This is a genomic window from Streptomyces sp. NPDC088261 (genome assembly GCF_044740805.1).
GTDB lineage: Bacteria > Actinomycetota > Actinomycetes > Streptomycetales > Streptomycetaceae > Streptomyces.
This window is the reverse complement of record NZ_JBIURL010000003.1, coordinates 371728-395561: the sequence shown is the minus strand read 5'-3', so window position 1 is coordinate 395561 and position 23834 is coordinate 371728. Positions and strand designations below refer to the sequence as shown.

The following is a 23834-nucleotide window of genomic DNA, read 5'->3' as shown; positions in this document are numbered from 1 at the left end:
CCGCCGTCACTTCGCCGCGGGCTTGAGGTGCAGCACGACGTCCAGCGAGTTGGGCTGGGTGGGCTGCGGGGGGCCGTACGGGTTCTCCTCGGTGGGCCAGCCGACCCAGTACTTGGTGGAGTACTCGGCGCCGATCGGGCCGGCCGCCGTCGGGATCATCGGGACCTCCTCGACCATGATCTTCTGGAGGGTGTTCATGGCCGCCGTACGGGCCGAGTCCTCGGTGGCGGTGGCGTACTCCCGCAGCGCCGCGGTCGCCTCGGGGCTGTCGAAGCGGCCGAAGTTGCCGAGCTGGGAGGCCTTGCCGACGGGCTGGAGCAGCTCCCCGTCCATGATGTTCTGGTACATGTCGTAGGGCGTCGGCCCGCTGTTGGTCCAGTGCAGCGTGGCGTCGAACTTGCCGTTGCTGACGTCCGACGTCCAGGACTCGGCGGTCTGGGTCCTGACCTTCGCCTCGATGCCGAGCTGCTTGATGTTGTCCTTGATGATCGCGAGCCCGGTGATGTAGTCGTTCCAGCCGGCCGGGTCCGTGAAGGTCAGCGAGACCGGCTTGCCCTTGGGGTCCTTGAGCACCCCGCCGTCGAGCCGGTATCCCGCCTCGGCCAGGAGCTTCTTCGCCCCCGCGACGTCCGGCTCGACCGTGGCGTTCTTGTACTCGGGCGCGAGGAAGGAGTCGCCGGCGGGCAGCGGGATGCCGGTCGGGTTGGTGATCTCCGGGTACAGCGTGGCCTGGGCCTGGACGTGGATCGCGCGGCGGTCGACGACCATCGCCATGGCCTTGCGCAGCGCCTTGTCGGCGAGCGGGCCCCGGGTGGTGTTGAACCACAGGCCGTGGATGCCGAGCCCGGAGGGGAACCAGAGCTTGTTGTTCTTGGGGTCCTTGGCGACGTACAGCTGCTTGTAGTTCGGCATGAAGACGAACGACCACTGGGTCTGGCCGCTCGCCAGGGCCGTGGTCTGCGCGCTGTTGTCGTTGTACGACGTGTAGCGCAGCTCCTTCACCAGGGTCTTGCCCTTCCAGTACGAGGGCAGGGCGGTGAGGGTGGTGGTCTGCGGGGTGAACGTCTTGAGCTTGTACGGGCCCGAGCCGACCGGCGTCCGGTTGGGCCAGGTCGCCGGGTCCTTGACGGTCTCCCAGATGTGCTTCGGGACGACGTACGTCTGGAGGATCTTGTTCTGGTTGACGAACTGGCTCTCCTTGAAGGTCAGGACGAGCTGGTCACCCCGCGCCTCGATGCCGTCGAACTGGAGGCCGTTGCCGTTGAGCGCCGGGTACTTCTTCAGCAGTTCGAAGGTGAAGGCGGCGTCCTCGGCGGTCAGCGGTTTGCCGTCGGACCACTTGGCCTTGGGATCGATCGTGAAGGTGACCTTGGTGAAGTTGGACTCCCACTCCCAGCCGGTCGCCAGCCAGGGCTTCGCCTTCTCGCTGGGCCGGATGACGTTCGTCATCGCCAGCGGCTCGTAGATCATGTAGCGGTAGCCGAGCGAGGCGCCCGCCGACGTGCCCAGGAACGGGTTGCTGTTGTTGGTCTGGGGGCCGTTCGGCATGCTGACGGTGAGTACCCCCGAGGCCCCGCCCGCCTTCCGGTTGGCATCCGAGTTGGCCGAGGAACATCCGGCGGCGAGGGCGGCCACGGCGGTGGCGGCGGCCAGCGCCCGGAGCGTGCGGTGTGCGGACATGGGGGTCTCCAGGAAGGACTGCGAGTGCGGACGGACAACTGCGCTGCGGTGCGGGCGGTGCAAGGCGGTGCGTGCGTGGGGCGTGCAAGGCGGTGCAGGGCGTGCAGGGCGGTGCGGTACGTCTTCCGCCGGACGGGCGGTCCTGGTGCGGAGTGCGGTGGGGCGGGTGCGGTGGGGGTACGGTCCGGTTACGGCGCCGATTGCCTCACCACGAGCTCGGTGGGCAGGACGACCGGTTCGTCGGGGGCGGCGGCCCCGCCGAGGTGTTCCAGCAGCATCCGCGCCGCCGTCTCGCCCATCTGCCGGGCGGGCTGGCGGACGGTCGTCAGCGGAGGCTCGGTGTGCCGGGCCATCGGGATGTTGTCGAAGCCGACCACGGCGATGTCGTCGGGGACGGTCCGCCCGGCGGCCCGCAGGGCCCGCAGGGCGCCGGCCGCGCTGATGTCGTTGTGCGCGAACACCGCGTCGAACGGGACCCGGCCGTTGAGGAGTTTCTCGACCGCGAGCCGTCCGGACAGCTCGGTGAAGTCGCCGACCACGACCCGGTCGGTGGGCAGGACGTGCCGGAAGCCGGCGAGCCGGTCCCGTACACACCCGAAGTGGGCCGGGCCCGTGATGACCAGCGGCTTGGTGCGCCCGTCGGCCAGCAGATGGCGGGCCGCCGACGCGCCTCCCTCGAAATTGGTGGTCACGACGGAGGGGAAGTCCTCGGGGTGGCTGCCGCGGTCGTCGATCAGGACGACGGGCAGGCCCTGGCGGTGCAGGCCGATGATGGTGTCGAGGGTGTTCTCCGGTTCGACGACGAGCAGTCCGTCGAAGGCGCGGGCGGTGACCTGGGTGGTGAACCGCTGAACCGATTCAGCACCCCGGTTGCAGGTGAACAGCAGCAGCCCGTACCCCGCGGCCTCCACGGTGTCGACCACCCCCTGGAGCACCTCGCCCATCCACGGCCAGGTCAGCGAGGGCACCAGCATGCCGACCGTACGGCTGCTCCCGCGGGCCAGTCCGACGGCGCCCGAGCTCGGTACGTACCCGAGCTGCGCGATGACCGCGCGGACGCGGGCCGCCGTACCGCCGTCGACCTCGCCCTTGGTGTTGATGACGCGGGACACGGTCGTCTTGCTGACACCCGCCTGGCGGGCGACGTCGGCGATCGTGACACGCATGGGGGGCCTCCGCGTCGAGGTGGAACCGGTACCGCAACCGCTTCCGGAACCGGTACCGGGCGTTGGGCGGTGAGTTAACCGGGAGGCAACACTGCCGTCAATACTTCACGTCGAGATTGGTCCGCACCTTTGGTGCACAGCAGGCCAGTAGCGGGCCAAGGGAGTTATGCGTTCAGGTTGTGAATGCGCCGCCCCTTGACGGGAGTTCGCAACAGCAGTTCACTCACGCCGCAGGCACCATCGCGTAACCCCCCACCTCTGTGCCAAGAAGGGCAGCAGCAACATGGCGAGATCGAGTGCTCAAGGACGGCGTCTGACGAGGGTCCTCCTCGCGGGCGCCCTGGCCACGGCCGGGCTCACCGGCCTGTCCGCCGGGCCGGCCCAGGCCGCGGGCGAGCAGGTCAACATCTATCTGACGACCACGAGCGACGCGCGCGGCCGGGTCGTCACCCGGGGTCTCCAGCAGCAGACCCCCGTCACCTTCCAGTCGGGCAACGGCGGCAGCGGCACGAACGTGACCGTCGACGAGAACACCCGCTACCAGACCTTCACGGGCGGCGGCGCGTCCTTCACCGACACCGCCGCGTACCTGATGAAGGAGAGCGGCGCGCTCTCGCAGGCCACCCTCGACGCCACGATGAGGAAGCTCTTCTCCCCCACCGACGGCATCGGGCTGTCCTTCAACCGGAACCCGATGGGCGGCTCCGACCTGGCCCGCTTCGGCTACACGTACGACGACGTGCCGGCGGGCCAGACCGACCCCACGCTGTCGAAGTTCTCGATCGCCCACGACCTCCGGGCCGTCCTGCCGCTGACCAAGCAGGCGAAGCAGCTGAATCCGGCCATGACCAACGTGGCGTCGCCCTGGACCGCCCCCGCCTGGATGAAGGACAGCGGGCAGCTCAACGGCGGCTGGCTGAAGGCGGAGAACTACGGCACGTACGCCGACTACTTCGTCAAGTACCTCCAGGCCTACCGCGACCAGGGCATCCCGATCGACTACGTCACGGCGCAGAACGAGCCGACGTGCTGTGCGGGCTACCCGTCGATGAGCTGGAACGGCTCCGGCCTGGCCTACTTCACCAAGAGCAACCTGCTGCCCAAGCTCCAGGCCGCCGGCCTGCCCACCAAGGTGCTGGCGCACGACTGGAACTGGGACACGTACGACGCGTACGCCGCGGAGACCGTGAACGACCCGGCGGTCCGCAGCCACCCGAACTTCGGCGGGGTCGCCTGGCACGGCTACGGCGGCGACATCGCCAAGCAGACCACCGTGCACAACCAGTACCCCACGATGGACGCGTTCCAGACGGAGCACTCCGGTGGCGAGTGGATCGCCAACCAGCAGCGCGAGGACATGAACAACATCATCGACTACACCCGCAACTGGGCGAAGTCGGTGACCAAGTGGTCCCTCGCGGTGGACCAGAACCGCGGTCCCCACAACGGCGGTTGCGGCACCTGCGACGGTCTGATCACGGTCCACAACGGCGACAGCCGGCACGGCCAGGTCGACTACAACATCGAGTACTACACGATGGGCCACCTCACGAAGTTCGTGAAGCCGGGCGCCTCGCGGATCGCCTCCACCGCCAGCGGCACCGTCCCGAACGTGGCCTGGCGCAACACGGACGGCTCGAAGGCGCTGATCGCGTACAACGACGGCACTGCGGCGCAGACCCTCCGGGTCAACTGGGGCGGCCAGAACTTCAGTTACTCGCTCCCCGGCAAGACGTCGGCGACGTTCACCTGGTCGGGCACCCAGGCGGGCGGCGGGGGCGGCACCGGCTCGACGGGCACCTTCCGGGGCCTCGCGGGCAAGTGCCTGGACGCGGCGTCCGGTTCGAGCGCCAACGGCACCGCCGTGCAGCTCTACGACTGCAACGGCTCGGCGGCCCAGAACTGGACCGTCGGCACGGACAACACCATCAGGACGCTCGGCAAGTGCCTGGACGTGACGGCCGCCTCCACGGCGGACGGCGCGAAGGTGCAGCTGTACGACTGCAACGGCACCGCCGCCCAGCAGTTCACGTACAACTCCGGATCGGGCGACATCGTCAACCTCGGGGCGAACAAGTGCCTCGACGTGACGGGGAACTCGTCGGCGAACGGGGCCCGCGCGCAGATCTGGACCTGCACCGGGGCGTCCAACCAGAAGTGGCGCCTCCAGTAGGAGCCGTACCGGATCGCTGAGATCTCCGCACGGAAACGCCGGACGGGCTGGAAGCAGCCCGTCCGGCGTCGTGTCCGGTCACCCCGCCGGGTGGTCTCACGCGGCCGGCTCGGCCCCGGCCCGCAGCAGCCCGTACGTGTACGCGTCCTCCAGCGCCTGCCAGGACGCCGCGATGACGTTCTCCGCGACCCCGACCGTGGCCCACTCGGCCGTCCCGTCCGACGTGGTGACCAGCACCCGCGTGGTGGAGTCGGTGCCGTGCGTGCCCTCCAGGATGCGGACCTTGTAGTCCACCAGCTGGAACTTGGCGAGCTGCGGGTAGATCCGCTCCAGCCCGACCCGCATCGCCCGGTCCAGCGCGTTGACCGGGCCGTTCCCCTCGGCGGTGGCGACGATCCGCTCGCCCTTCGCCCAGATCTTCACCGTGGCCTCGTTGGCGTGCGTGCCGTCCGGGCGGTCCTCGACGATCGCGCGCCAGGACTCCGTACGGAAGTAGACGCGCGGCTTCCCCTCGGCCTCCTCGCGCAGCAGCAGCTCGAAGGAGGCGTCGGCGGCCTCGTAGGTGTACCCCTGGAGTTCGCGCTCCTTGACCCGGCCGACCACCCGCGCGACCAGGTCGCGGTCGCCGCCGAGGTCGACGCCCAGCTCCTTGCCCTTGAGCTCGATGGAGGCGCGGCCCGCCATGTCGGAGACCAGCATCCGCATGGTGTTGCCGACCAGCTCGGGGGCGATGTGCTGGTACAGGTCGGGGTCGACCTTGATCGCGGAGGCGTGCAGGCCGGCCTTGTGCGCGAAGGCCGAGACCCCGACGTACGGCTGGTGGGTGGAGGGGACGAGGTTGACGACCTCGGCGATGGCGTGCGAGATCCGGGTCATCTCGGCGAGCGCGCCGGGGGGCAGGACCCGCTGGTCGTACTTGAGCTCCAGCGCGGCGACGACCGGGAAGAGGTTGGCGTTGCCGACGCGCTCCCCGTACCCGTTGGCCGTGCACTGGACGTGGGTGGCGCCCGCGTCGACGGCGGCGAGGGTGTTGGCGACCGCGCAGCCGGTGTCGTCCTGGGCGTGGATGCCGAGCCGGGCGCCGGTGTCGGCGAGGACGGTGGCGACGACGGCCTGGATCTGGGCGGGCAGCATGCCGCCGTTCGTGTCGCAGAGCACCACGACGTCCGCGCCGGCCTCGGCGGCGGCCCGTACCACGGACTTGGCGTACTCGGCGTTGGCGCGGTAGCCGTCGAAGAAGTGCTCGCAGTCGACGAAGACCCGCCGGTCCTGCTCGCGGAGGTACGACACGGTGTCGCGGATCATCGCGAGGTTCTCGTCGAGGGTGGTGCGCAGCGCCAGTTCGACATGCCGGTCGTGCGACTTGGCGACCAGCGTGACCACCGGGGCGCCGGACTCCACGAGCGCCCTGACCTGCGGGTCCTCGGAGGCCTTGGCGCCGGGGCGGCGGGTGGAGCCGAAGGCGACGAGCCGGGCGTGCCGGAAGTCGATCTCCTGCCGGGCCCGGGCGAAGAACTCGGTGTCGCGCGGGTTGGCCCCCGGCCAGCCGCCCTCGATGAAGCCCACGCCGAATTCGTCCAGGTAACGTGCGATGGCCAGCTTGTCGGCGACCGTCAGGTTGATGCCCTCGCGCTGGGCGCCGTCCCGCAGCGTCGTGTCGAAGACATGAAAACTGTCGTCGTTCCCCGTGGGCCCCGTGGACTCTGTGGTCATGGTGTCCTGCTCCTGTTGAGTGGATGGTCTGGCTCCACCTGCCCCCGTCTCCCCGCGCGGTCCGCCTCCGGCCGGGGTGGGGCCGGAAAACGAAAAAACCCCTCGCGGATGCGAGAGGTCTGCGCGCGGGTCCGAGGCTCGATGTCCGCTCCGTACTGGTCTACGGGGCGGTCACTGCGGACCGGCGCGCTTGCTGCCAATAATCATGACGAACGAGAGCACCAGCCGATTTTCGCACGTCTGGTCACTTTACGGAGCCCCTGTCTCACGATGCGGTCGATCATCTTCCCCGCGTCCTCCGGCCGCCAGCGTAGCGGGACCCGCACCCCGGCGGTGCGGGATGCGGGTCCTCGTACGTACCACCGGTCAGGCCGACGGGGTCGGGCCGGCCGGGTCAGGCGACGTGGTGGCGCCAGCCGTGGACGTCCGGCGCGGCGCCCGACTGGATCTCCAGCAGGGCCTTGCGCACCTTCATCGTGACCTCGCCGGGGCGGCCGTCCGCCACCGTCCAGCCGCCGCGCGCGGAGTGGACCGTGCCGACGGGGGTGATGACGGCGGCGGTGCCGCACGCGAAGACCTCGGTGAGGGAGCCGTCGGCGTTGCCGGTGCGCCAGTCGTCGACGGTCAGGCGGCCCTCGGTGACCTCGTACCCCAGGTCGGCGGCGATCTTCAGGACCGAGTCGCGGGTGACCCCGGCGAGCAGGGTGCCGGTCAGCTCGGGCGTCATGAGCCGGTCGCCGTACACGAAGAAGAGGTTGTTGGTGCCCATCTCCTCGATCCAGCGCCGCTCGGTCGCGTCCAGCCAGACCACCTGGTCGCAGCCGTGCTTCGTGGCCTCGGCCTGGGCGATGAGGGACGCGGCGTAGTTGCCGCCGGCCTTCGCCTCGCCCGTGCCGCCGGGGGCGGCGCGCACGTACTCCTCGGACAGCCAGACGGAGACCGGCTTCACGCCGCCGGCGAAGTACGCCCCGGCCGGGGACGCGATGACCATGAAGAGGAACTCGTTGGCCGGCCGCACGCCGACGCCGACCTCCGTCGCGAACATGAACGGCCGGATGTAGAGGGATTCCTCACCGACGCCGGGCACCCACGCGCGGTCCTGGCCGATGAGCGCGTCCACCGCGGCGACGAACGTCTCCACGGGCAGCTCGGGCATCGCCATCCGGCGCGCGGAGCGCTGGAAGCGGCGCGCGTTCTCCTCCGGGCGGAAGGTGGCGACGGAGCCGTCCACCTGCCGGTACGCCTTGAGCCCCTCGAAGATCGTCTGCGCGTAGTGCAGGGTCATGTTGGCCGGGTCGAGCGACAGCGGGGCGTACGGCACCAGCTCGGCGTCGTGCCAGCCGCGGCCCTCGGCCCACTTCACCGTCACCATGTTGTCGGTGAAGTGGCGGCCGAACCCGGGGTTGGCGAGGATCCGCTCCCGCTCGGCGTCGGACAGCGGGTGCGCGGAGGGCTTGAGCTCCAGGGTGGTCGTGGGCGTGGTCATGAATACTCTCGTCCTTCACCGGTTGTGTGTGACGGACCGCGTTCACGCCGCTACGGCTCTACTAGGACGTCCGAGTATGCGGGCGGGCGACCGCCCCGCCGTGGAGAGCGGGGTGGGGGCATGACCGGAACGAGTGAATGCGGTCCTGGGATGATGGTGTCACCCGGAGGCCGCAAAAGCACAGCCGCCGGGTCACAGGACCCGGCGGCTGTCGGAAGTCGCGGCGGGTCAGCTCGCTACGCGTACGGCGAGCGCGTCACCGATCTCGTCGGTCGTCCGCGCGGCCGCGGAACCGTCACGCCCGGCGAGGTCGGCCGCGACGGCCTCCTCGATCCGGACGGCCTCGGCGTCGAGGCCGAGGTGGCGCAGCAGGAGGGCGACGGAGAGGACGGTGGCGGTGGGGTCGGCCTTCCCCTGGCCCGCGATGTCCGGCGCGGAGCCGTGCACCGGCTCGAACATCGAGGGGAACGTACGGTCCGGATTGATGTTCGCGGACGCGGCCAGGCCGATGCCCCCGCTGATGGCGGCGGCCAGGTCGGTGAGGATGTCACCGAAGAGGTTGTCGGTCACGATCACGTCGAAGCGCTCGGGCTGGGTGACGAAGAAGATCGTCGCGGCGTCGACGTGCAGGTAGTCGGTGGTGACCTCGGGGAACTCCTGGCCCACCCGGTCGAAGATGTTCTTCCACAGGTGGCCGGCGTAGACGAGGACGTTGTTCTTGTGGACCAGCGTCAGCTTCTTGCGGGGGCGGGCGGCGGCGCGCGCGTACGCGTCCCTGACGACCCGTTCCACGCCGTACGCCGTGTTGAGGCTCACTTCCGTGGCCACCTCGGCGGGTGTGCCGGTGCGCAGCGAGCCGCCGTTGCCCGTGTACGGGCCTTCGGTGCCCTCGCGGACGACGACGAAGTCGATGGCGGGGCGGCCGGCCAGCGGGGTCGCGGTGTTCGGGAACAGCTTCGACGGACGCAGGTTCACGTAGTGGTCGAAGGCGAAGCGCAGCTTGAGGAGGAGGCCGCGCTCCAGGACGCCGGACGGCACGCTCGGGTCGCCGATCGCGCCGAGCAGGATGGCGTCGTGGCCCTTGAGGGCGTCGAGGTCCGCGTCCGGAAGGGTCTCCCCGGTCCGGTGCCAGCGGCCCGCGCCGAGGTCGTACTCCTTGGTCTCCAGCTTCACATCCTGCGGGAGGACGGCACGCAGGACCTTGAGGCCCTGGGCGACGACCTCCTGACCGATGCCGTCACCGGGGATCACTGCGAGATTGATGCTGCGAGACATAGCGGCACCCTACTCCGCGTCCCATGGATTGACATCGCGTGTCCATTCCGTGGACACGGATGTCAATCTCCATGGGCAGCGCGGTCCTGACGGGGGCTCGACAGAGGTCCCGCCAGGGGTCCTGACAGGGGCTCAGTGGCCCGTCGAGCCGCCGTTGTCCCTGCGGTCGAGGGCGCGCTGGAGCGCCGCGGCGGCGTTCTTGCGCTCGGACTCGCTCGTGCGGGGAGTGTGACGGACGCGGCGGATGGTGGTCTCGGCCATGTTGATCGACTCCTTGAGGCAGCGGAGAGCGGAGACATGCGGCACGGGGGCCGCATGATGCGTCTACGAGGCGCCGGAAGGGGCGGGGAGGCATACGCGGCAGGGGTTGCCTGCGTGGGGGCGCGTGCCGTCCACCGCGTTCGCTCGATGAAGCGAGACGTTCGGCTCATTCCAAGCTAGGCGAGCGGGGCCGCCCTGTCTTCTCTTTACTCGGACTTCCTACTATCTGAGACGGCGATCACGGAAAGGTGCCGGGGCGGTGCCGGGCGGGTGCCGGGGTGACTGCCGGTGAGCGCCGGGACGGCTGCCGGGCGGCCGCCGCGTGAACCCCCTGGGCAGCCGTTTCCGCCGGGCGGGCCGGGGCACCCGGACAGCGGAGGTTCACCATGGACGCACAGACGGTTTCACACAGTGGCCAGGGCAAGGCGCGGCAGGCGGCGAACAGCTCGGTGATGGACGGGGCAGCCCGCTGGGGGTTCGCCGCACGGGGCGTGATCTATCTGCTCATCGGGATCCTGGCACTGCGCATCGCCTTCGGCGGGGGCGGCGAACAGGCCGACCGCGGGGGCGCGCTCGCCGAGCTGGCGAAGCAGCCGATGGGGTCGGTCCTGCTCTGGGCCCTCGGGATCGGCCTCGTCGGGATGGCGCTGTGGCGCCTCTCGGAGGCGATCGTGGGCGCGGCGGGCCCCGACGGCCAGAAGCCGGGCAAGCGGCTGATGTCGGCGGGCCGCTTCGTCTTCTACGGTTTTGTCGCCTACTCGGTCCTGGCGTTCGCCGCCGGGGAGAAGAGCAGCGGCAGCGGGTCCGGCGACCAGCAGTCGCAGGACATCACCGCGCGGGCGCTGAGCTGGCCCGGCGGCCAGTGGATCGTGGGGATCGCCGGCGCGGGCATAGTCGTCGCGGGCCTGTGGGTCGGGACGCGCGCGGTGATGCGCTCGTACCACAAGCACCTGAAGCTCGGTGAGATGTCCCGCAGGACCCGGCAGCTGGTCGACGTGACGGGCGTCGGCGGGGGTGCCGGGCGCGGGATCCTGTTCGCCGCGATCGGCGGGTTCGTGATCCAGGCGGCGGTGACGTACGAGCCGGACAAGGCCAAGGGCTTCGACGACACGCTGCGTTCGTTCACCGACACCCCGGCCGGCCCGTGGCTGCTGGCGCTCGTCGCGACCGGGCTGGTGCTGTTCGGTGTCTTCTCGTTCGCGATGGCCCGCTGGCGCCGGGTCTGACCGGCCCGCCGGCCCCTGGACGCGTACCGCCTCCGCACCGGCGCCCCTCTCCCGTACGGAGGCACGACACCGCCCCCGCTCCGGAGGGGGGCGCCGGTGCGGGGGCGGGGGTTTTCGGGGCCCCGGAAGGGGCCCGGGCCGGTCAGCCCATGTGCGGGTAGCGGTAGTCCGTCGGCGGGACCAGCGTCTCCTTGATGGCGCGGGTCAGCGTCCAGCGCATCAGGTTCTGCGGGGCGCCCGCCTTGTCGTTGGTGCCGGACGCGCGCCCGCCGCCGAAGGGCTGCTGGCCGACGACGGCGCCGGTGGACTTGTCGTTGATGTAGAAGTTGCCGGCCGCGTAGCGCAGCTTCTCCATCGTCCGGGCCGCCGCCGCGCGGTCGTTGGCGATGACCGAGCCGGTCAGCGCGTACGCCGAGACCGACTCCAGCTGCGTGAGGACGCTGTCGTAGTCGGCGTCGTCGTAGACGTGCACGGCGAGGATCGGGCCGAAGTACTCGGTCGTGAAGACCTCGTTCTCCGGGTCGGTGCACACGATGACCGTCGGCCGGACGAAGTACCCCACGGAGTCGTCGTACGTCCCGCCCGCGACAATCGTGCAGGTGGGGTCGGCGGCGGCGCGGTCGATCGCGGCCCTGTTCTTCGCGAAGGCGCGCTCGTCGATGACGGCGCCCATGAAGTGCCCGAGGTCCGTGACGTCGCCCATGGTGAGCGAGTCCACCTCGGCGGCGAACCGCTCCTTGAAGCCGTTGTCCCAGATCGACGCGGGGATGTACGCGCGCGAGGACGCCGAGCACTTCTGGCCCTGGTACTCGAACGAGCCCCTGGTCAGCGCGGTCTTGAGGATCGCGGGGTCGGCGCTCGGGTGGGCGACGACGAAGTCCTTGCCGCCGGTCTCGCCGACGATCCGGGGGTACGAGCGGTACGTCTCGATGTTCTCGCCGACCGTCTTCCACAGGTGCTGGAAGGTCTTCGTCGAGCCGGTGAAGTGGATGCCCGCGAGGTCGCGGTGGCGCAGCGCCACCTCGGACACCGCGATCCCGTCCCCGGTCACCAGGTTGATGACGCCCTTGGGCAGCCCGGCCTCCTCCAGCAGTTCCATCAGCAGCACGGCCGCGAGGGTCTGGGTGGGCGACGGCTTCCAGACGACGACGTTGCCCATCAGGGCGGGCGCGGTCGGCAGGTTGCCCGCGATGGCGGAGAAGTTGAACGGCGTGATCGCGTAGACGAAGCCTTCGAGCGGGCGGTGGTCGAGCCGGTTCCACACACCGGGCGAGTTGGCCGGCGGCTGCTCGGCGAGCAGGTCACGGGCGTACGCGACGTTGAAACGCCAGAAGTCGACCAGCTCGCAGGGGCAGTCGATCTCCGCCTGCTGCGCGGTCTTCGACTGGCCGAGCATGGTCGCGGCGGCCAGCGTCTCGCGCCAGGGGCCCGCCAGCAGCTCGGCGGCGCGCAGGATGATCGCCGCGCGGTCGTCGAAGGCCATGGCGCGCCAGGCCGGGGCGGCGGCGAGGGCCGCGTCGACCGCGTCCCGGGCGTCCTGCTCCGTGGCGCCGGCGAACGTACCGAGCACCGCCTCGTGGCGGTGGGGCTGGACGACGTCGACCCGCGCGCCGCCGCCCATCCGCTTCACGCCGCCGATGGTCATCGGCAGGTCGACGGGGTTCTCGGCCAGTTCCTTGAGCTTCGCCTCCAGCAGGGCGCGCTCGGGCGACCCGGGGGCGTAGCCGTGCACCGGTTCGTTGACCGGCGCCGGAACCTGTGTCACAGCGTCCATGGGTGGCGGATCTCCTTCAGCAGCTTCATCGGCTTCATCGGCGGTGCGGTCGGGGGGGGAGTCAGCCACGGCTGACGATCGAGCGCAGGAAGAACGCGAGGTTGGCGGGGCGCTCGGCGAGGCGGCGCATGAAGTAGCCGTACCAGTCGGTGCCGTACGCGATGTAGACACGCATCCGGTGGCCCTCGGCGGCCAGCCGCACCTGCTCGGCCTCGCGGATGCCGTACAGCATCTGGAACTCGTACTCGTCGGGCTTGCGGCCCGCGCGGTGCGCGAGGTCCTGGGCGATCGCGATGATCCGGGGGTCGTGGGTGCCGGCCATGGGGTAGCCGCCGCCCTCCATGAGGATCCGCAGGCTCCGGACGTACGCCCTGTCGACGTCGGCCTTGTCCTGGTACGCGACGGAGGCGGGCTCCTTGTAGGCGCCCTTGACGAGCCGGACGCGCGCGCCGGCGTCCGACAGCGCGCGGCAGTCGTCCTCCGTACGGAAGAGGTACGACTGGACGACGGCACCGGTCTGCGGGAACTCCCGGCGGACCTCGGCGTGGATGGCGAGGGTCGAGTCGACGGTGGTGTGGTCCTCCATGTCGAGGGTGACCGTGGTGCCGATGGCGGCGGCGGCCTCGACGACGGCGGTGACGTTCTTGAGCGCGAGGTCGTGGCCGCCGGGCAGGGCCTGGCCGAAGGAGGACAGCTTCACGGACATCTCGGCGCGGGCGCCCAGCTCCAGCGGCTCCAGGGCCTCGACCAGCCGGAGGTACGCGTCCCGGGCGCGCAGCGCCTCCGCCGGGTCGGTGATGTCCTCGCCGAGGACGTCGAGGGTGACCTCCAGGCCGCGGGCCGCCATGGACCGGACGACGGGGGCCGTCTCCTCGATCGACTCACCGGCGATGAACCGGTCCACCACGGGCTTGGTGACCGGGGCGGCCGAGACGGCCCGGCGCAGGGAGCCGCTGCGCGAGGCGGCCAGGATCACGGGACCCAGCACGGGGCACCTCCACGGTGAGTACGACCGCCCGGTGCGTTTCGGGCGTCGGCTCAGAATCTAGGGAGCGGTCCGATCCTCTGCCATCGACAGCTGTCACGCATCCGTGGGCGGGATCTCATACATCTGTCTGAGAGCGGTGCGAGAATGTCCGGATGAAGGGCGATTACCAGGACCTGGTGGATGAGATCTCGGCGCTGCTCGGCGTCCCCGCGACGCTGGAGAACCGCGACTTCGGACTGATCGCCTTCGGCGCGCACGACACGGAGGACGACACGGCGATGGACCCGGTCAGGACCCGGTCGATCGTGACGCGCAAGTCGACCCCGGCGGTCCGCGCCTGGTTCGAGGGCTTCGGCATCACGCGGGCCACCGGCCCCGTCCGGATCCCGGCGGCCCCGGACGCGGGGGTCTTCCGGGGCCGGATCTGCCTGCCCGTACGGCACCGGGGCATGGTGCTGGGGTACGTGTGGCTGCTGGACGACTCCGACCCGGGGCCGGGCACGGCCCGGCTGGCGGCGGCCATGGAGGTGACCGCCCGGATCGGTGACCTGCTCGCCGAGGAGGTCAAGGCGGGCACAGACCTGGCGCGCGAGCTGCGGGCGGTGCTGACCGCCGGGCCCGGCTGGCAGCGCGAGGCGGCGGTGACGGCGCTGCGCACGGCGCTCGGGCCGGGCGCGGAGGGGCCGCACGTGGTGGTGTGCGTGGCGCCGTGGCGCGACGAGGAGCCGTCGGTACGGGCGGTGCCGGGGACGGCCGCGCTCTGCACGCTCCCCCACGGCGGGCTGCCGTACGGCGGCGAGGCGGCGCTGGCCCTGCTCGTACGGCTGCGCTCGCCGGACGCCCTCACCCCGGCGCTGGCGGCGGTGGCCCGGCTGCACGGGGGCGCGGGCCAGGACACGGCGGCGGGCGCCTCGGCTCCCCGGCGCGGCCCGTCCGACCTGCCCGCGGCCTGGCAGGAGGCGGTCGCGGCGGCCCGCGCGGCGGTGGCCCAGCCCCGACTGGGCCCGGTCGCCCAGTGGCCGGCGATGGGCCCGTACCGCCTCCTCACCGCCCTCCCCGCGACCCCGGACCCGGCGGTGAGCCCCCTCCTGACCCCGGCCCACAGCGAACTGGCCCACACCGCCGAGGTCTACCTCGACTGCGCGGGCCAGGCGGGCCGCACGGCGGCGGCCCTGGGCATCCACCGGCAGACGCTCTACTACCGCCTGTCCCGCATCGAACACCTGACGGGCCTGGACCTGGCCTCGGGCGAGGACCGCCTGCTGCTGCACATGGGGCTGAAGGCGGCGCGGCTCTGAGGAGATCCGGGGCGCCCGGGCGGCTGTCCGCTGAGGCACCGGGCCCCGACCGGGCGGGCGGACGACCGAGCGCCGGGCGGGCGAGAGGCCCGTCCGGCGCTTGAGGACGACGTGGACCGCGGGGGTCGCGTCGGTCGGTGTCAGTCGGTGAGGTTCACCGTGCGGGCCGAGGCCGCGCCGATCTCCTCGGCGATCTCCGTCAGGACCGCGACGGGGACGTTGTCGTCCACCGTCAGGACCACCACCGCCTCGCCGCCCTCCTCCGCGCGGGAGACCTGCATGCCCGCGATGTTCAGGCCCGCCTCGCCGAGGATGCGGCCGACCGTGCCGACGACGCCGGGGCGGTCCTCGTAGCGCAGCACGACCATGTGGTCGGCGAGCGCGACGTCGATGTCGTAGTCGCCGATGGCGACGATCTTCTGGAGGTGCTTGGGGCCCGCCAGGGTGCCGGAGACCGACACCTCCTCGCCGCCCGCGAGCGTGCCGCGGACGGTGACCACGTTGCGGTGGTTCGGGGACTCGCTGGAGGTGGTGAGCCGTACCTCCACGCCGCGCTCCTGCGCGAACAGCGGGGCGTTGACGTAGCTGACCGTCTCCGCGACGACGTCCTCGAACACGCCCTTGAGCGCGGACAGTTCGAGCACCTTCACGTCGTGCTGGGTGATCTCGCCGTACACCTCGACGTCGAGCCGGACCGCGACCTCGCCCGCGAGGGCGGTGAAGATGCGGCCGAGCTTCTCGGCGAGCGGCAGGCCGGGCCGTACGTCCTCGGCGATGACGCCGCCCTGGACGTTGACCGCGTCGGGGACCAGTTCACCGGCGAGCGCGAGCCGTACGGAACGGGCGACCGCGACGCCCGCCTTCTCCTGCGCCTCGTCGGTGGACGCGCCGAGGTGCGGGGTGGCGACGACCTGGTCGAACTCGAACAGCGGGGAGTCCGTGCAGGGCTCCTTCGCGTACACGTCCAGACCGGCGCCCGCGACGCGGCCCTCCTTGAGGGCGGCGGCGAGCGCCACCTCGTCCACGATCCCGCCGCGCGCGGCGTTGACGATCCGGACCGACGGCTTGACCTTGTGCAGCGCGTCGTCGCCGATCAGACCCAGCGTCTCGGGGGTCTTGGGCAGGTGGACGGTGATGAAGTCGGCGACCGCGAGCAGTTCGTCCAGCGTGAGGAGCTTGACGCCCATCTGCGCGGCGCGGGCCGGCTGTACGTACGGGTCGTACGCGACGATGTTCATGCCGAACGCGGACATGCGCTGCGCGACCAGCACCCCGATGCGGCCGAGGCCGACGACCCCGAGGGTCTTCTCGCTCAGCTCGACGCCCGTGTACTTGGAGCGCTTCCACTCACCGTTCTTGAGCGCGGTGTTGGCCTGCGGGATGTGCCGCGCGGTGGCGATCAGCAGACCGCAGGCCAGCTCGGCGGCGGTGACGATGTTCGAGGTGGGCGCGTTCACGACCATCACGCCGGCCTTGGTCGCGGCGGAGACGTCGACGTTGTCGAGACCCACCCCGGCGCGGGCGACGACCCGCAGCTTGCGCGCCGCGGCGATGGCCTCGGCGTCGACCTTGGTGGCGGAGCGGACGAGGATCGCGTCCACATCGGCGATGGCGGGCAGCAGTTCCGCGCGGTCGGCGCCGTTGCAGTGCCGGATCTCGAAGTCCGGGCCGAGCGCGTCGACCGTGGCGGGCGAAAGCTCTTCGGCGATGAGTACGACAGGTTTCGAGCTCACGTGAGTCCTCACAAGTCCCATTGCGGACGGCCGTCCCGACGGCCGCATGCGGTGGAGGTCTGACCGCGAAGACGCACGACGCTGTGGGCCTGACGCGTTGGTGTTGAGCAGTGTAGTGCTGTCACCGGGTGGGGACTTCCGCCTTCGGCGACTGCGTCACCCGTACGGGATTCCCGTACCGGAGCTGCCTGAGACACACGCGAAAACCCCTGCGCGTTCCCGGGCGCCGGGCGGGCTCCAGGCCCGTCCGGCGCTCGGGAACGACCCCCGGCGGGGGCGCGGTCACGCGTCGTTGTCGACCCAGCTCATGAGCTTGCGCAGCTCCGCGCCGGTGGTCGCGAGCAGGCTGTCGCTGTCGGCCTGCTTGTACTCGTTGTACTTCTTCAGACCGCCGTGGTACTCGTCCATCCAGGTCTGGGCGAAGGACCCGTCCTGGATCTCGGCGAGGATCTTCTTCATCTCGGCCTTGGTCTGGTCGGTGATGATGCGGGGGCCGGTGACGTAGTCGCCCCACTCGGCGGTCTCGGAGACCGACCAGCGCATCTTCTCCAGGCCGCCCTCGTACATGAGGTCCACGATCAGCTTCAGCTCGTGCAGGCACTCGAAGTACGCGATCTCCGGCTGGTAGCCGGCCTCGGTCAGCGTCTCGAAGCCCGCCTTGACCAGCGCCGCCGTACCACCGCAGAGCACCGCCTGCTCACCGAACAGGTCCGTCTCCGTCTCCTCCTTGAAGGTCGTCTTGATGACGCCGGCGCGCGTGCCGCCGATCCCCTTCGCGTAGGAGAGCGCGAGCGCGAACGCCTTGCCCGAGAAGTCCTGCTCGACGGCGGCGATGCAGGGCACGCCGCGGCCCTCTTCGTACTGGCGGCGGACCAGGTGGCCGGGGCCCTTCGGCGCGACCATGGCCACGTCGACGTTGGCCGGCGGCTTGATGAAGCCGTAGCGGATGTTGAGACCGTGGCCGAAGAACAGCGCGTCGCCGTCCTTGAGCTGGTCCTTGATGGACTCCTCGTAGATCTTGCCCTGGAGCGGGTCCGGGACCAGGATCATGATGACGTCGGCCTCAGCGGCGGCCTCCGCCACCGACACGACGCGCAGACCCTCCTCCTCGGCCTTCGCCCTGGACGTGGAGCCCTCGTGCAGACCGACCCTGACGTCGACACCCGAGTCACGGAGCGACAGCGCGTGGGCGTGGCCCTGGCTGCCGTACCCGATGACCGCGACCTTGCGGTTCTGGATGATGGACAGGTCGGCGTCGTCGTCGTAGAACAGCTCGGCCACTGGCTTTTCTCCTTGGTGTGCACTTCTGCTTCTGCGTGGTGGTTCGTCGTGCCTTCCCACCGTACGACGGGCGGGGTGAGGCGGGGTCCCGGTCTCGCGATGCGAGCCACGGCCGGGGCCCTTCGCCGCCGGGCGCTACGCGCTGCGGTCGAGCGCGCGCAGGCTGCGGTCCGTGATGGACCGGGCGCCGCGCCCTATGGCGATCGTGCCGGACTGGACCAGTTCCTTGACGCCGAACTGCTCCAGCATCTTGAGCATCGCGTCGAGCTTGTCACTCGAACCGGTGGCCTCGATCGTGACGGCGTCGGGTGAGACGTCCACGGTCTTGGCGCGGAACAGCTGGACGATTTCGACGATCTGGGAGCGGGTCTCGTTGTCGGCGCGGACCTTCACCAGGACCAGTTCGCGCTGGATCGCCGCGTTCGGCTCCAGCTCGACGATCTTGAGGACGTTCACCAGCTTGTTGAGCTGCTTGGTCACCTGTTCCAGGGGCAGCCCGTCGACATTCACCACGATGGTGATGCGGGAGATGTCGGGGTGCTCGGTGACACCGACGGCGAGCGAGTCGATGTTGAAGCCGCGGCGGGAGAACAGCGCGGCGATCCGGGCGAGGATGCCGGGCGTGTTCTCGACCAGGACGGAGAGGGTGTGCTTGGTGGACATGTCTGTCTCTCTCGGGCTCTCTCTGGGGCTCTCAGGCTCTCGGCTCTGTCGTCTTCGTCTGTGACGCCTGCTGTCCCGGCGTCAGTCGTCCAGGTTCTCGCCGAAGTCGGGGCGGACGCCGAGGGCGGCCATGACCTCGTCGTTCGAGGTACCCGCGGCGACCATCGGCCAGACCTGGGCGTCCTCGTGGACGATGAAGTCCACGACGACGGGACGGTCGTTGATCGCGTTGGCCTTGGCGATCACCGCGTCCAGCTCCTCCGGGGACTCGCAGCGCATCGCGACGCAGCCCATGGCCTCCGCCAGCTTCACGAAGTCGGGGATGCGGGTGCCGCGGCAGACCTCGCCGTCGGAGTCCTTGCCGGAGTGCAGGACGGTGTTGGAGTAGCGCTCGTTGTAGAAGAGGGTCTGCCACTGGCGGACCATCCCCAGCGCGCCGTTGTTGATGATCGCGACCTTGATCGGGATGTTGTTGACGGCGCAGGTGGCCAGTTCCTGATTGGTCATCTGGAAGCAGCCGTCGCCGTCGATCGCCCAGACGGTACGGTCCGGCTGCCCGGCCTTCGCGCCCATCGCGGCGGGCACCGCGTACCCCATGGTCCCGGCGCCGCCCGAGTTCAGCCAGGTGGCCGGCTGCTCGTAGTCGATGAAGTGCGCGGCCCACATCTGGTGTTGGCCGACGCCCGCCGCGTAGATGGTGTCGTCCGGGGCGAGTTGGCCGATGCGCTGGATGACCTGCTGCGGGGAGAGGCTGCCGTCGCCGGGCTGGGTGTAGCCCAGGGGGTACGTGTCGCGCCAGCGGGTGAGGTCCTTCCACCAGGCGCTGTAGTCACCGGTGTTGCCCTCGGTGTGCTCGGCCTGGACGGCCTGGACGAGGTCGGCCAGGACCTCGCGGGCGTCCCCGACGATGGGCACGTCCGCGGCGCGGTTCTTGCCGATCTCGGCCGGGTCGATGTCCGCGTGGACGATCTTGGCGTACGGCGCGAAGCTGTCGAGCTTGCCGGTGACGCGGTCGTCGAAGCGGGCGCCGAGGGCGACGATCAGGTCGGCCTTCTGCAACGCGGTGACGGCGGTGACCGCACCGTGCATGCCCGGCATCCCCACGTGCAGGGGGTGGCTGTCGGGGAACGAGCCCAGCGCCATCAGGGTGGTGGTGACGGGGGCTCCGGTCAGCTCGGCGAGGACCCGCAGCTCGGCGGTGGCGCCGGCCTTCATGACCCCGCCGCCGACGTACAGGACCGGGCGCTTGGCCGCGGTGAGCAGCTTGGCGGCCTCGCGGATCTGCTTGGCGTGCGGCTTGGTGACCGGGCGGTAGCCGGGCAGGTCCAGGACGGGCGGCCAGCTGAAGGTGGTACGGGCCTGGAGGGCGTCCTTGGCGATGTCGACCAGGACGGGTCCGGGGCGGCCCGTGGCCGCGATGTGGAACGCCTCCGCGATGGTGCGCGGGATGTCCTCGGCCTTGGTCACCAGGAAGTTGTGCTTGGTGATCGGCATGGTGATGCCGACGATGTCCGCCTCCTGGAAGGCGTCCGTGCCGATGGCCGCGCTGGCCACCTGGCCGGTGATCGCGACGAGCGGCACGGAGTCCATGTGCGCGTCGGCGATCGGGGTGACCAGGTTGGTGGCGCCGGGTCCCGAGGTCGCCATGCAGACCCCGACCCTGCCGGTGGCCTGGGCGTACCCGGTGGCCGCGTGGCCCGCGCCCTGCTCGTGGCGGACGAGGACGTGACGGACCCGGGTGGAGTCCATCATCGGGTCGTACGCGGGGAGGATGGCGCCGCCGGGGATGCCGAACACCGTGTCGGCCCCCACTTCCTCCAGCGAGCGGATGAGGGACTGCGCGCCCGTGACGTGCTCGACGGTGGCGGGGGACGGTCCGCCGGTACGGGCCCGCGGCTGCGGATGGTGGGCCCCGGTGGCCTGGTCGGTCATCGGCATTCTCTTCTCGAAGCTGAAGGGGTACGCGAGGGTTTGGGGTGTATCGGTGCAACAAAAAACCCCTCGTGCCGGGAGGCAAGCGAGGGGAGCGCGTCGGGTGCGGTCTGCGGAGCCGGTACGGGCTCTGCTTCAGCCGACGCGCTTGCCAAGTACGAGAATTCGGGTGCGCATGGCATTGACCCTCCCTCCGGCCCGCCACGGCTGTCAAGTGGGTGGGACGGGCGTCTCATTATTTGAGCGGCTGGCGGGGATGGAGGGGTACGGAATCCGGTCACCGCCCTGCGGGCGCGTGTAGCGGACGGGCAGGGAGCCGCCGCTCAGGACGGGCCGCGGAACGCCGGGGGTGCCCGGGGCGCCGCCGGGGAGCGGGTAGGAGCCGCGCACCAGGGCGCGGCGGAGCCGGAACTCGTCGAGCGGCCCGGAGAAGGCCATGCCCTGGCCGTGCGTGCAGCCCATGGCCCGCAGGGCCACCACCTGCTCGGGGAGGTCCACGCCCTCCGCCACGGACTCCAGGCCGAGGTCCCCGGCGATCTTGAGCAGCCCGGTGGTGATCTTGTGCAGCCGGGCGGACTCGACCACTCCGTCGACCAGCCCGCGGTCCAGTTTCAGGATGTCCACGGGGAGGCGGCGCAGGGCGTGGAGGGCCGCGCACCCGCTGCCGAAGCCGTCGAGCGCGATCCGTACGCCGAGCCGGCGCAGCGCGAGGAGGCGGTGCTCCAGCTCGTCCAGGGAGCTGCGGGGGTCGCTGTCGGCCAGCTCGATGACCAGCGCCCCGGAGGGCAGGCCGTGGCGGGCCAGGAGGGTTTCCACTGTGCCGAGGGGCAGGGACCGGTCGAGCAGTCTGCGGGCCGGGAGCCGTACGACGACCGGGGCGGGGTGGCCGAGCGCGGTGCGCTCGGCGGCCTGCGCGACGGCCTCTTCGAGCACCCAGCGGCCCAGCTCGGCGGTGCGGTCGCTGTCGTCGGCGACGCGCAGGATCTCGGCCGGGGTGGAGAGGATGCCCTGGGCGGTGCGCCAGCGCGCCTGGGCGGCCACCGAGCAGACCCGGCCGGTGGCCAGGTGCACGACGGGCTGGTGCAGGAGCGCGAACTCACCGTCGTGCAGCGCGGTGCGCAGCCGGGCCGCCAGCTCCGTCCTGCGGACGACGTCGGCCTGCATCTGGGGGGCGTACAGCTCGACGCGGTCCTTCCCGCCCGCCTTGGCGCGGTACATGGCGAGGTCGGCGTTGCGCATCAGGTCGGTGGGGGTGATGCCGGGCTCGGCGAAGGCGACGCCGATGGAGGCGGCGACCCGGACGTCGTTGCCCTCGATGCGGTACGGCTGCGAGAGCTGGAGGCGCAGCCGGTCGGCGATCTCGTGGACCAGGTACTCGCGGGCCGTCTGGTCGTCCCCGCCGTCGCCGAGGACGATCGCGGCGAACTCGTCGCCGCCGAGCCGGGCGACGGTGTCTTCGGCCCGGACGGAGTCCTGGAGCCGGCGGGCGGCCTGGATCAGCAGTTCGTCGCCGACCTGGTGGCCCAGCCGGTCGTTGACGCTCTTGAAGCCGTCGAGGTCGATGAAGAGCACGGCCGTGCCGGGGTCGCTGGAGCGGCGTCCGGAGAGAGCGAGCCGGACGCGCTCGGTGAACAGGGCGCGGTTGGGCAGGTCGGTGAGCGGGTCGTGCTCGGCGTTGTGCTGCAACTGTGCCTGGAGGCGGACCCGCTCGGTGACGTCACGGCTGTTGAAGATCAGCCCGCCCTGGTGGCGGTTGACGGTGGACTCCACGTTGAGCCAGTCGCCGGTGCCGGACTTGAAGCGGCACTCGATCCGGGTCGTGGGCTCCTCCGTGGGAGGCGCGGCCAGAAATCGCCGTACCTCGTGGTGCACCCGGCCGAGGTCGTCGGGGTGGATGATCGTGGCCAGCTCGGCGCCGACGAGGGCCTCGGCGTCGCGTCCGTAGACGCCGGTCGCGGCGGGGCTCACGTACCGCAGGGTGCCGGAGGGCGCGGCGATCATGATGACGTCGCTGGACCCCTGGACCAGAGAGCGGAAGTGGTTCTCCTTCTGGGCCAGTTCGTGGGTGAGCGCGATGTTGTCGAGGAGCATGATGCCCTGCCGTACGACCAGGGCGAGCACGACCGTACAGCCGGTGAGGACCACCACCCGGTCCACCCGGCGGCCCTCGATGACGTTGTAGAGGATCCCGAGCGTGCAGACGGCGGCGGCGAGGTACGGCGTGAGCGCGGCCAGGGAGCCGGCGATGGGGCGGCTGGAGGGGCGGACGGGCGGGGCGAGGGCGGGGACCGGGGGCGGCGGGTCGGGCGCCGGGTCCGCGCCGCGGCGCACGCCCCAGGGCGCGTACGCGAGAAGGAGGGAGCCGGCGAACCAGCCCGCGTCCAGGAGCTGTCCCGAGCGGTACGTGGCCCGCAGCAGCGGCGAGGTGAACAGGGCGTCGCACAGCACGGTCAGCGCGAGGGCGGCGATGGCGGTGTTCACCGCCGAGCGGCTGCCCGTGGAGCGGCGGAAGTGCAGCGCGAGCACCATGCTGACGAGCACGATGTCGAGCAGGGGGTAGGCGAGGGACAGGGCGGCCTGGGCGACGCTCTCGCCCCGGAAGTGCGCGTTGTGCGCGAGGGCGAGGCTCCAGGAGAGGGTCAGCAGCGAGCCGCCGATGAGCCAGGAGTCCAGGGCCAGGCAGACCCAGCCGGCCTTCGTGACGGGGCGCTTGGCGAGGACGAGCAGGCCCACGATGGCGGGCGGCGCGAAGCAGAGGAAGAAGAGATCGGCGAGGGACAGGCCCGGCACGGGGCGGTCGAGGACCACTTCGTACCACCCCCAGACGGCGTTGCCGCAGGAGGCCATGGCGGAGGACAGGGAGAAGAGCAGCCAGGCGGGGCGGAAGCGCCGGTCGCGGCCGCGGGCGTAGAGGAAGCAGGAGACGGCCGCGATGCCCGCGGCGAGGCTCAGCCCGAAGTCACCCATTATCAGGGCCAGTTCCGGGGATCCCCAGCCCAGGGCGGCGCCCGCGGCGTACCCCCCGCAGATCAGGGCGAGGAAGAGCTGGGCGACGAGCCCCGTACCGAGTCCGCCCGGGGCGGGCCGGTGGGCGGGGAGCACGCTCTCGGCGCTCACCGGAGCGTCCCGGGGAGCGTCGCTGTCACCGCCGCGGATCCCGGGCCGTGCGGGGCGGGGATCGGGCC

General features: G+C 71.1%; 16 protein-coding genes. 3 read left to right on the top strand and 13 right to left on the bottom strand.

From position 1 onward, the window contains the following. Positions 1 to 6: 6 nt before the first annotated feature. Together ACIODU_RS08925 and ACIODU_RS08920 are read right to left on the bottom strand one after the other, a co-directional pair. Positions 7 to 1680: an ABC transporter substrate-binding protein gene (locus ACIODU_RS08925; protein ID WP_401765573.1), complete on the bottom strand. Its 1674-nt coding sequence runs from the start codon at positions 1678 to 1680 to the stop codon at positions 7 to 9. Between the two features lie 188 nt (positions 1681 to 1868). Beyond that, entirely contained in the window at positions 1869 to 2846 is a 978-nt protein-coding gene (locus ACIODU_RS08920) for a LacI family DNA-binding transcriptional regulator (protein WP_356428451.1), read from the bottom strand. Between the two features lie 283 nt (positions 2847 to 3129). On the opposite strand from ACIODU_RS08920, the gene ACIODU_RS08915 reads away from it, so the two are divergent. Continuing rightward, positions 3130 to 5019 (top strand): ricin-type beta-trefoil lectin domain protein, encoded by a 1890-nt coding sequence (locus ACIODU_RS08915; protein ID WP_356428454.1) that lies wholly within the window; start codon positions 3130 to 3132, stop codon positions 5017 to 5019. A 96-nt stretch (positions 5020 to 5115) separates the two neighbouring features. Here the strand turns inward: ACIODU_RS08915 and cimA are convergent, their stop codons facing one another. The 4 genes from cimA to ACIODU_RS08895 all read right to left on the bottom strand — a co-directional run bounded on the left by cimA (position 5116) and on the right by ACIODU_RS08895 (position 9754). Next, positions 5116 to 6732 (bottom strand): citramalate synthase, encoded by a 1617-nt coding sequence (gene cimA / locus ACIODU_RS08910; protein WP_356428457.1) that lies wholly within the window; start codon positions 6730 to 6732, stop codon positions 5116 to 5118. Positions 6733 to 7126: 394 nt separating this feature from the next. Then, the gene (locus ACIODU_RS08905; RefSeq protein ID WP_356428459.1) at positions 7127 to 8218 is read right to left on the bottom strand and encodes a branched-chain amino acid aminotransferase; all 1092 of its coding nucleotides are present in this window, start codon (positions 8216 to 8218) and stop codon (positions 7127 to 7129) included. A 228-nt stretch (positions 8219 to 8446) separates the two neighbouring features. Next, on the bottom strand, positions 8447 to 9493 hold the full coding sequence (locus ACIODU_RS08900) for a 3-isopropylmalate dehydrogenase (protein ID WP_401765568.1): 1047 nt from the start codon (positions 9491 to 9493) through the stop codon (positions 8447 to 8449). A 132-nt stretch (positions 9494 to 9625) separates the two neighbouring features. Then, entirely contained in the window at positions 9626 to 9754 is a 129-nt protein-coding gene (locus tag ACIODU_RS08895; RefSeq protein ID WP_356428464.1) for a hypothetical protein, read from the bottom strand. Positions 9755 to 10140: 386 nt separating this feature from the next. Between ACIODU_RS08895 and ACIODU_RS08890 the strand changes: the two genes are divergently transcribed. Then, positions 10141 to 10980, top strand: coding sequence for a DUF1206 domain-containing protein (locus ACIODU_RS08890; protein ID WP_401765565.1), 840 nt, complete (start codon positions 10141 to 10143; stop codon positions 10978 to 10980). A 142-nt stretch (positions 10981 to 11122) separates the two neighbouring features. On the opposite strand, the gene pruA is transcribed toward ACIODU_RS08890, so the two are convergent. Both pruA and ACIODU_RS08880 read right to left on the bottom strand, forming a co-directional pair. Next, on the bottom strand, positions 11123 to 12754 hold the full coding sequence (pruA, locus tag ACIODU_RS08885; protein WP_401765562.1) for an L-glutamate gamma-semialdehyde dehydrogenase: 1632 nt from the start codon (positions 12752 to 12754) through the stop codon (positions 11123 to 11125). Positions 12755 to 12815: 61 nt separating this feature from the next. After that, positions 12816 to 13742, bottom strand: a complete 927-nt coding sequence (locus tag ACIODU_RS08880; protein ID WP_356428472.1) for a proline dehydrogenase family protein — start codon at positions 13740 to 13742, stop codon at positions 12816 to 12818. Between the two features lie 152 nt (positions 13743 to 13894). Here ACIODU_RS08880 and ACIODU_RS08875 point away from each other — a divergent pair, with 152 nt between their 5' ends. Further along, positions 13895 to 15040 carry a PucR family transcriptional regulator gene (locus tag ACIODU_RS08875; protein ID WP_401765560.1) on the top strand — a complete coding sequence of 382 codons (1146 nt, stop codon included), beginning with the start codon at positions 13895 to 13897 and terminating at the stop codon, positions 15038 to 15040. 140 nt (positions 15041 to 15180) lie between these two features. Here ACIODU_RS08875 and serA read toward each other — a convergent pair whose 3' ends face one another. From serA to ACIODU_RS08850, 5 genes are all read right to left on the bottom strand, one after another. After that, complete coding sequence (gene serA / locus ACIODU_RS08870) at positions 15181 to 16773, bottom strand: phosphoglycerate dehydrogenase (protein ID WP_327234336.1); 1593 nt, start codon at positions 16771 to 16773, stop codon at positions 15181 to 15183. Between the two features lie 282 nt (positions 16774 to 17055). Beyond that, a complete protein-coding gene (gene ilvC, locus ACIODU_RS08865) occupies positions 17056 to 18054 on the bottom strand; it encodes a ketol-acid reductoisomerase (RefSeq protein WP_401765558.1) in 999 nt (332 codons plus the stop codon). 135 nt (positions 18055 to 18189) lie between these two features. Beyond that, positions 18190 to 18717 (bottom strand): acetolactate synthase small subunit, encoded by a 528-nt coding sequence (gene ilvN, locus ACIODU_RS08860; protein ID WP_161311117.1) that lies wholly within the window; start codon positions 18715 to 18717, stop codon positions 18190 to 18192. A gap of 81 nt (positions 18718 to 18798) precedes the next feature. Continuing rightward, the gene (locus ACIODU_RS08855) at positions 18799 to 20649 is read right to left on the bottom strand and encodes an acetolactate synthase large subunit (protein ID WP_401765554.1); all 1851 of its coding nucleotides are present in this window, start codon (positions 20647 to 20649) and stop codon (positions 18799 to 18801) included. A gap of 210 nt (positions 20650 to 20859) precedes the next feature. Beyond that, positions 20860 to 23766: a putative bifunctional diguanylate cyclase/phosphodiesterase gene (locus ACIODU_RS08850; RefSeq protein WP_401765551.1), complete on the bottom strand. Its 2907-nt coding sequence runs from the start codon at positions 23764 to 23766 to the stop codon at positions 20860 to 20862. Between the last annotated feature and the right edge of the window lie 68 nt (positions 23767 to 23834).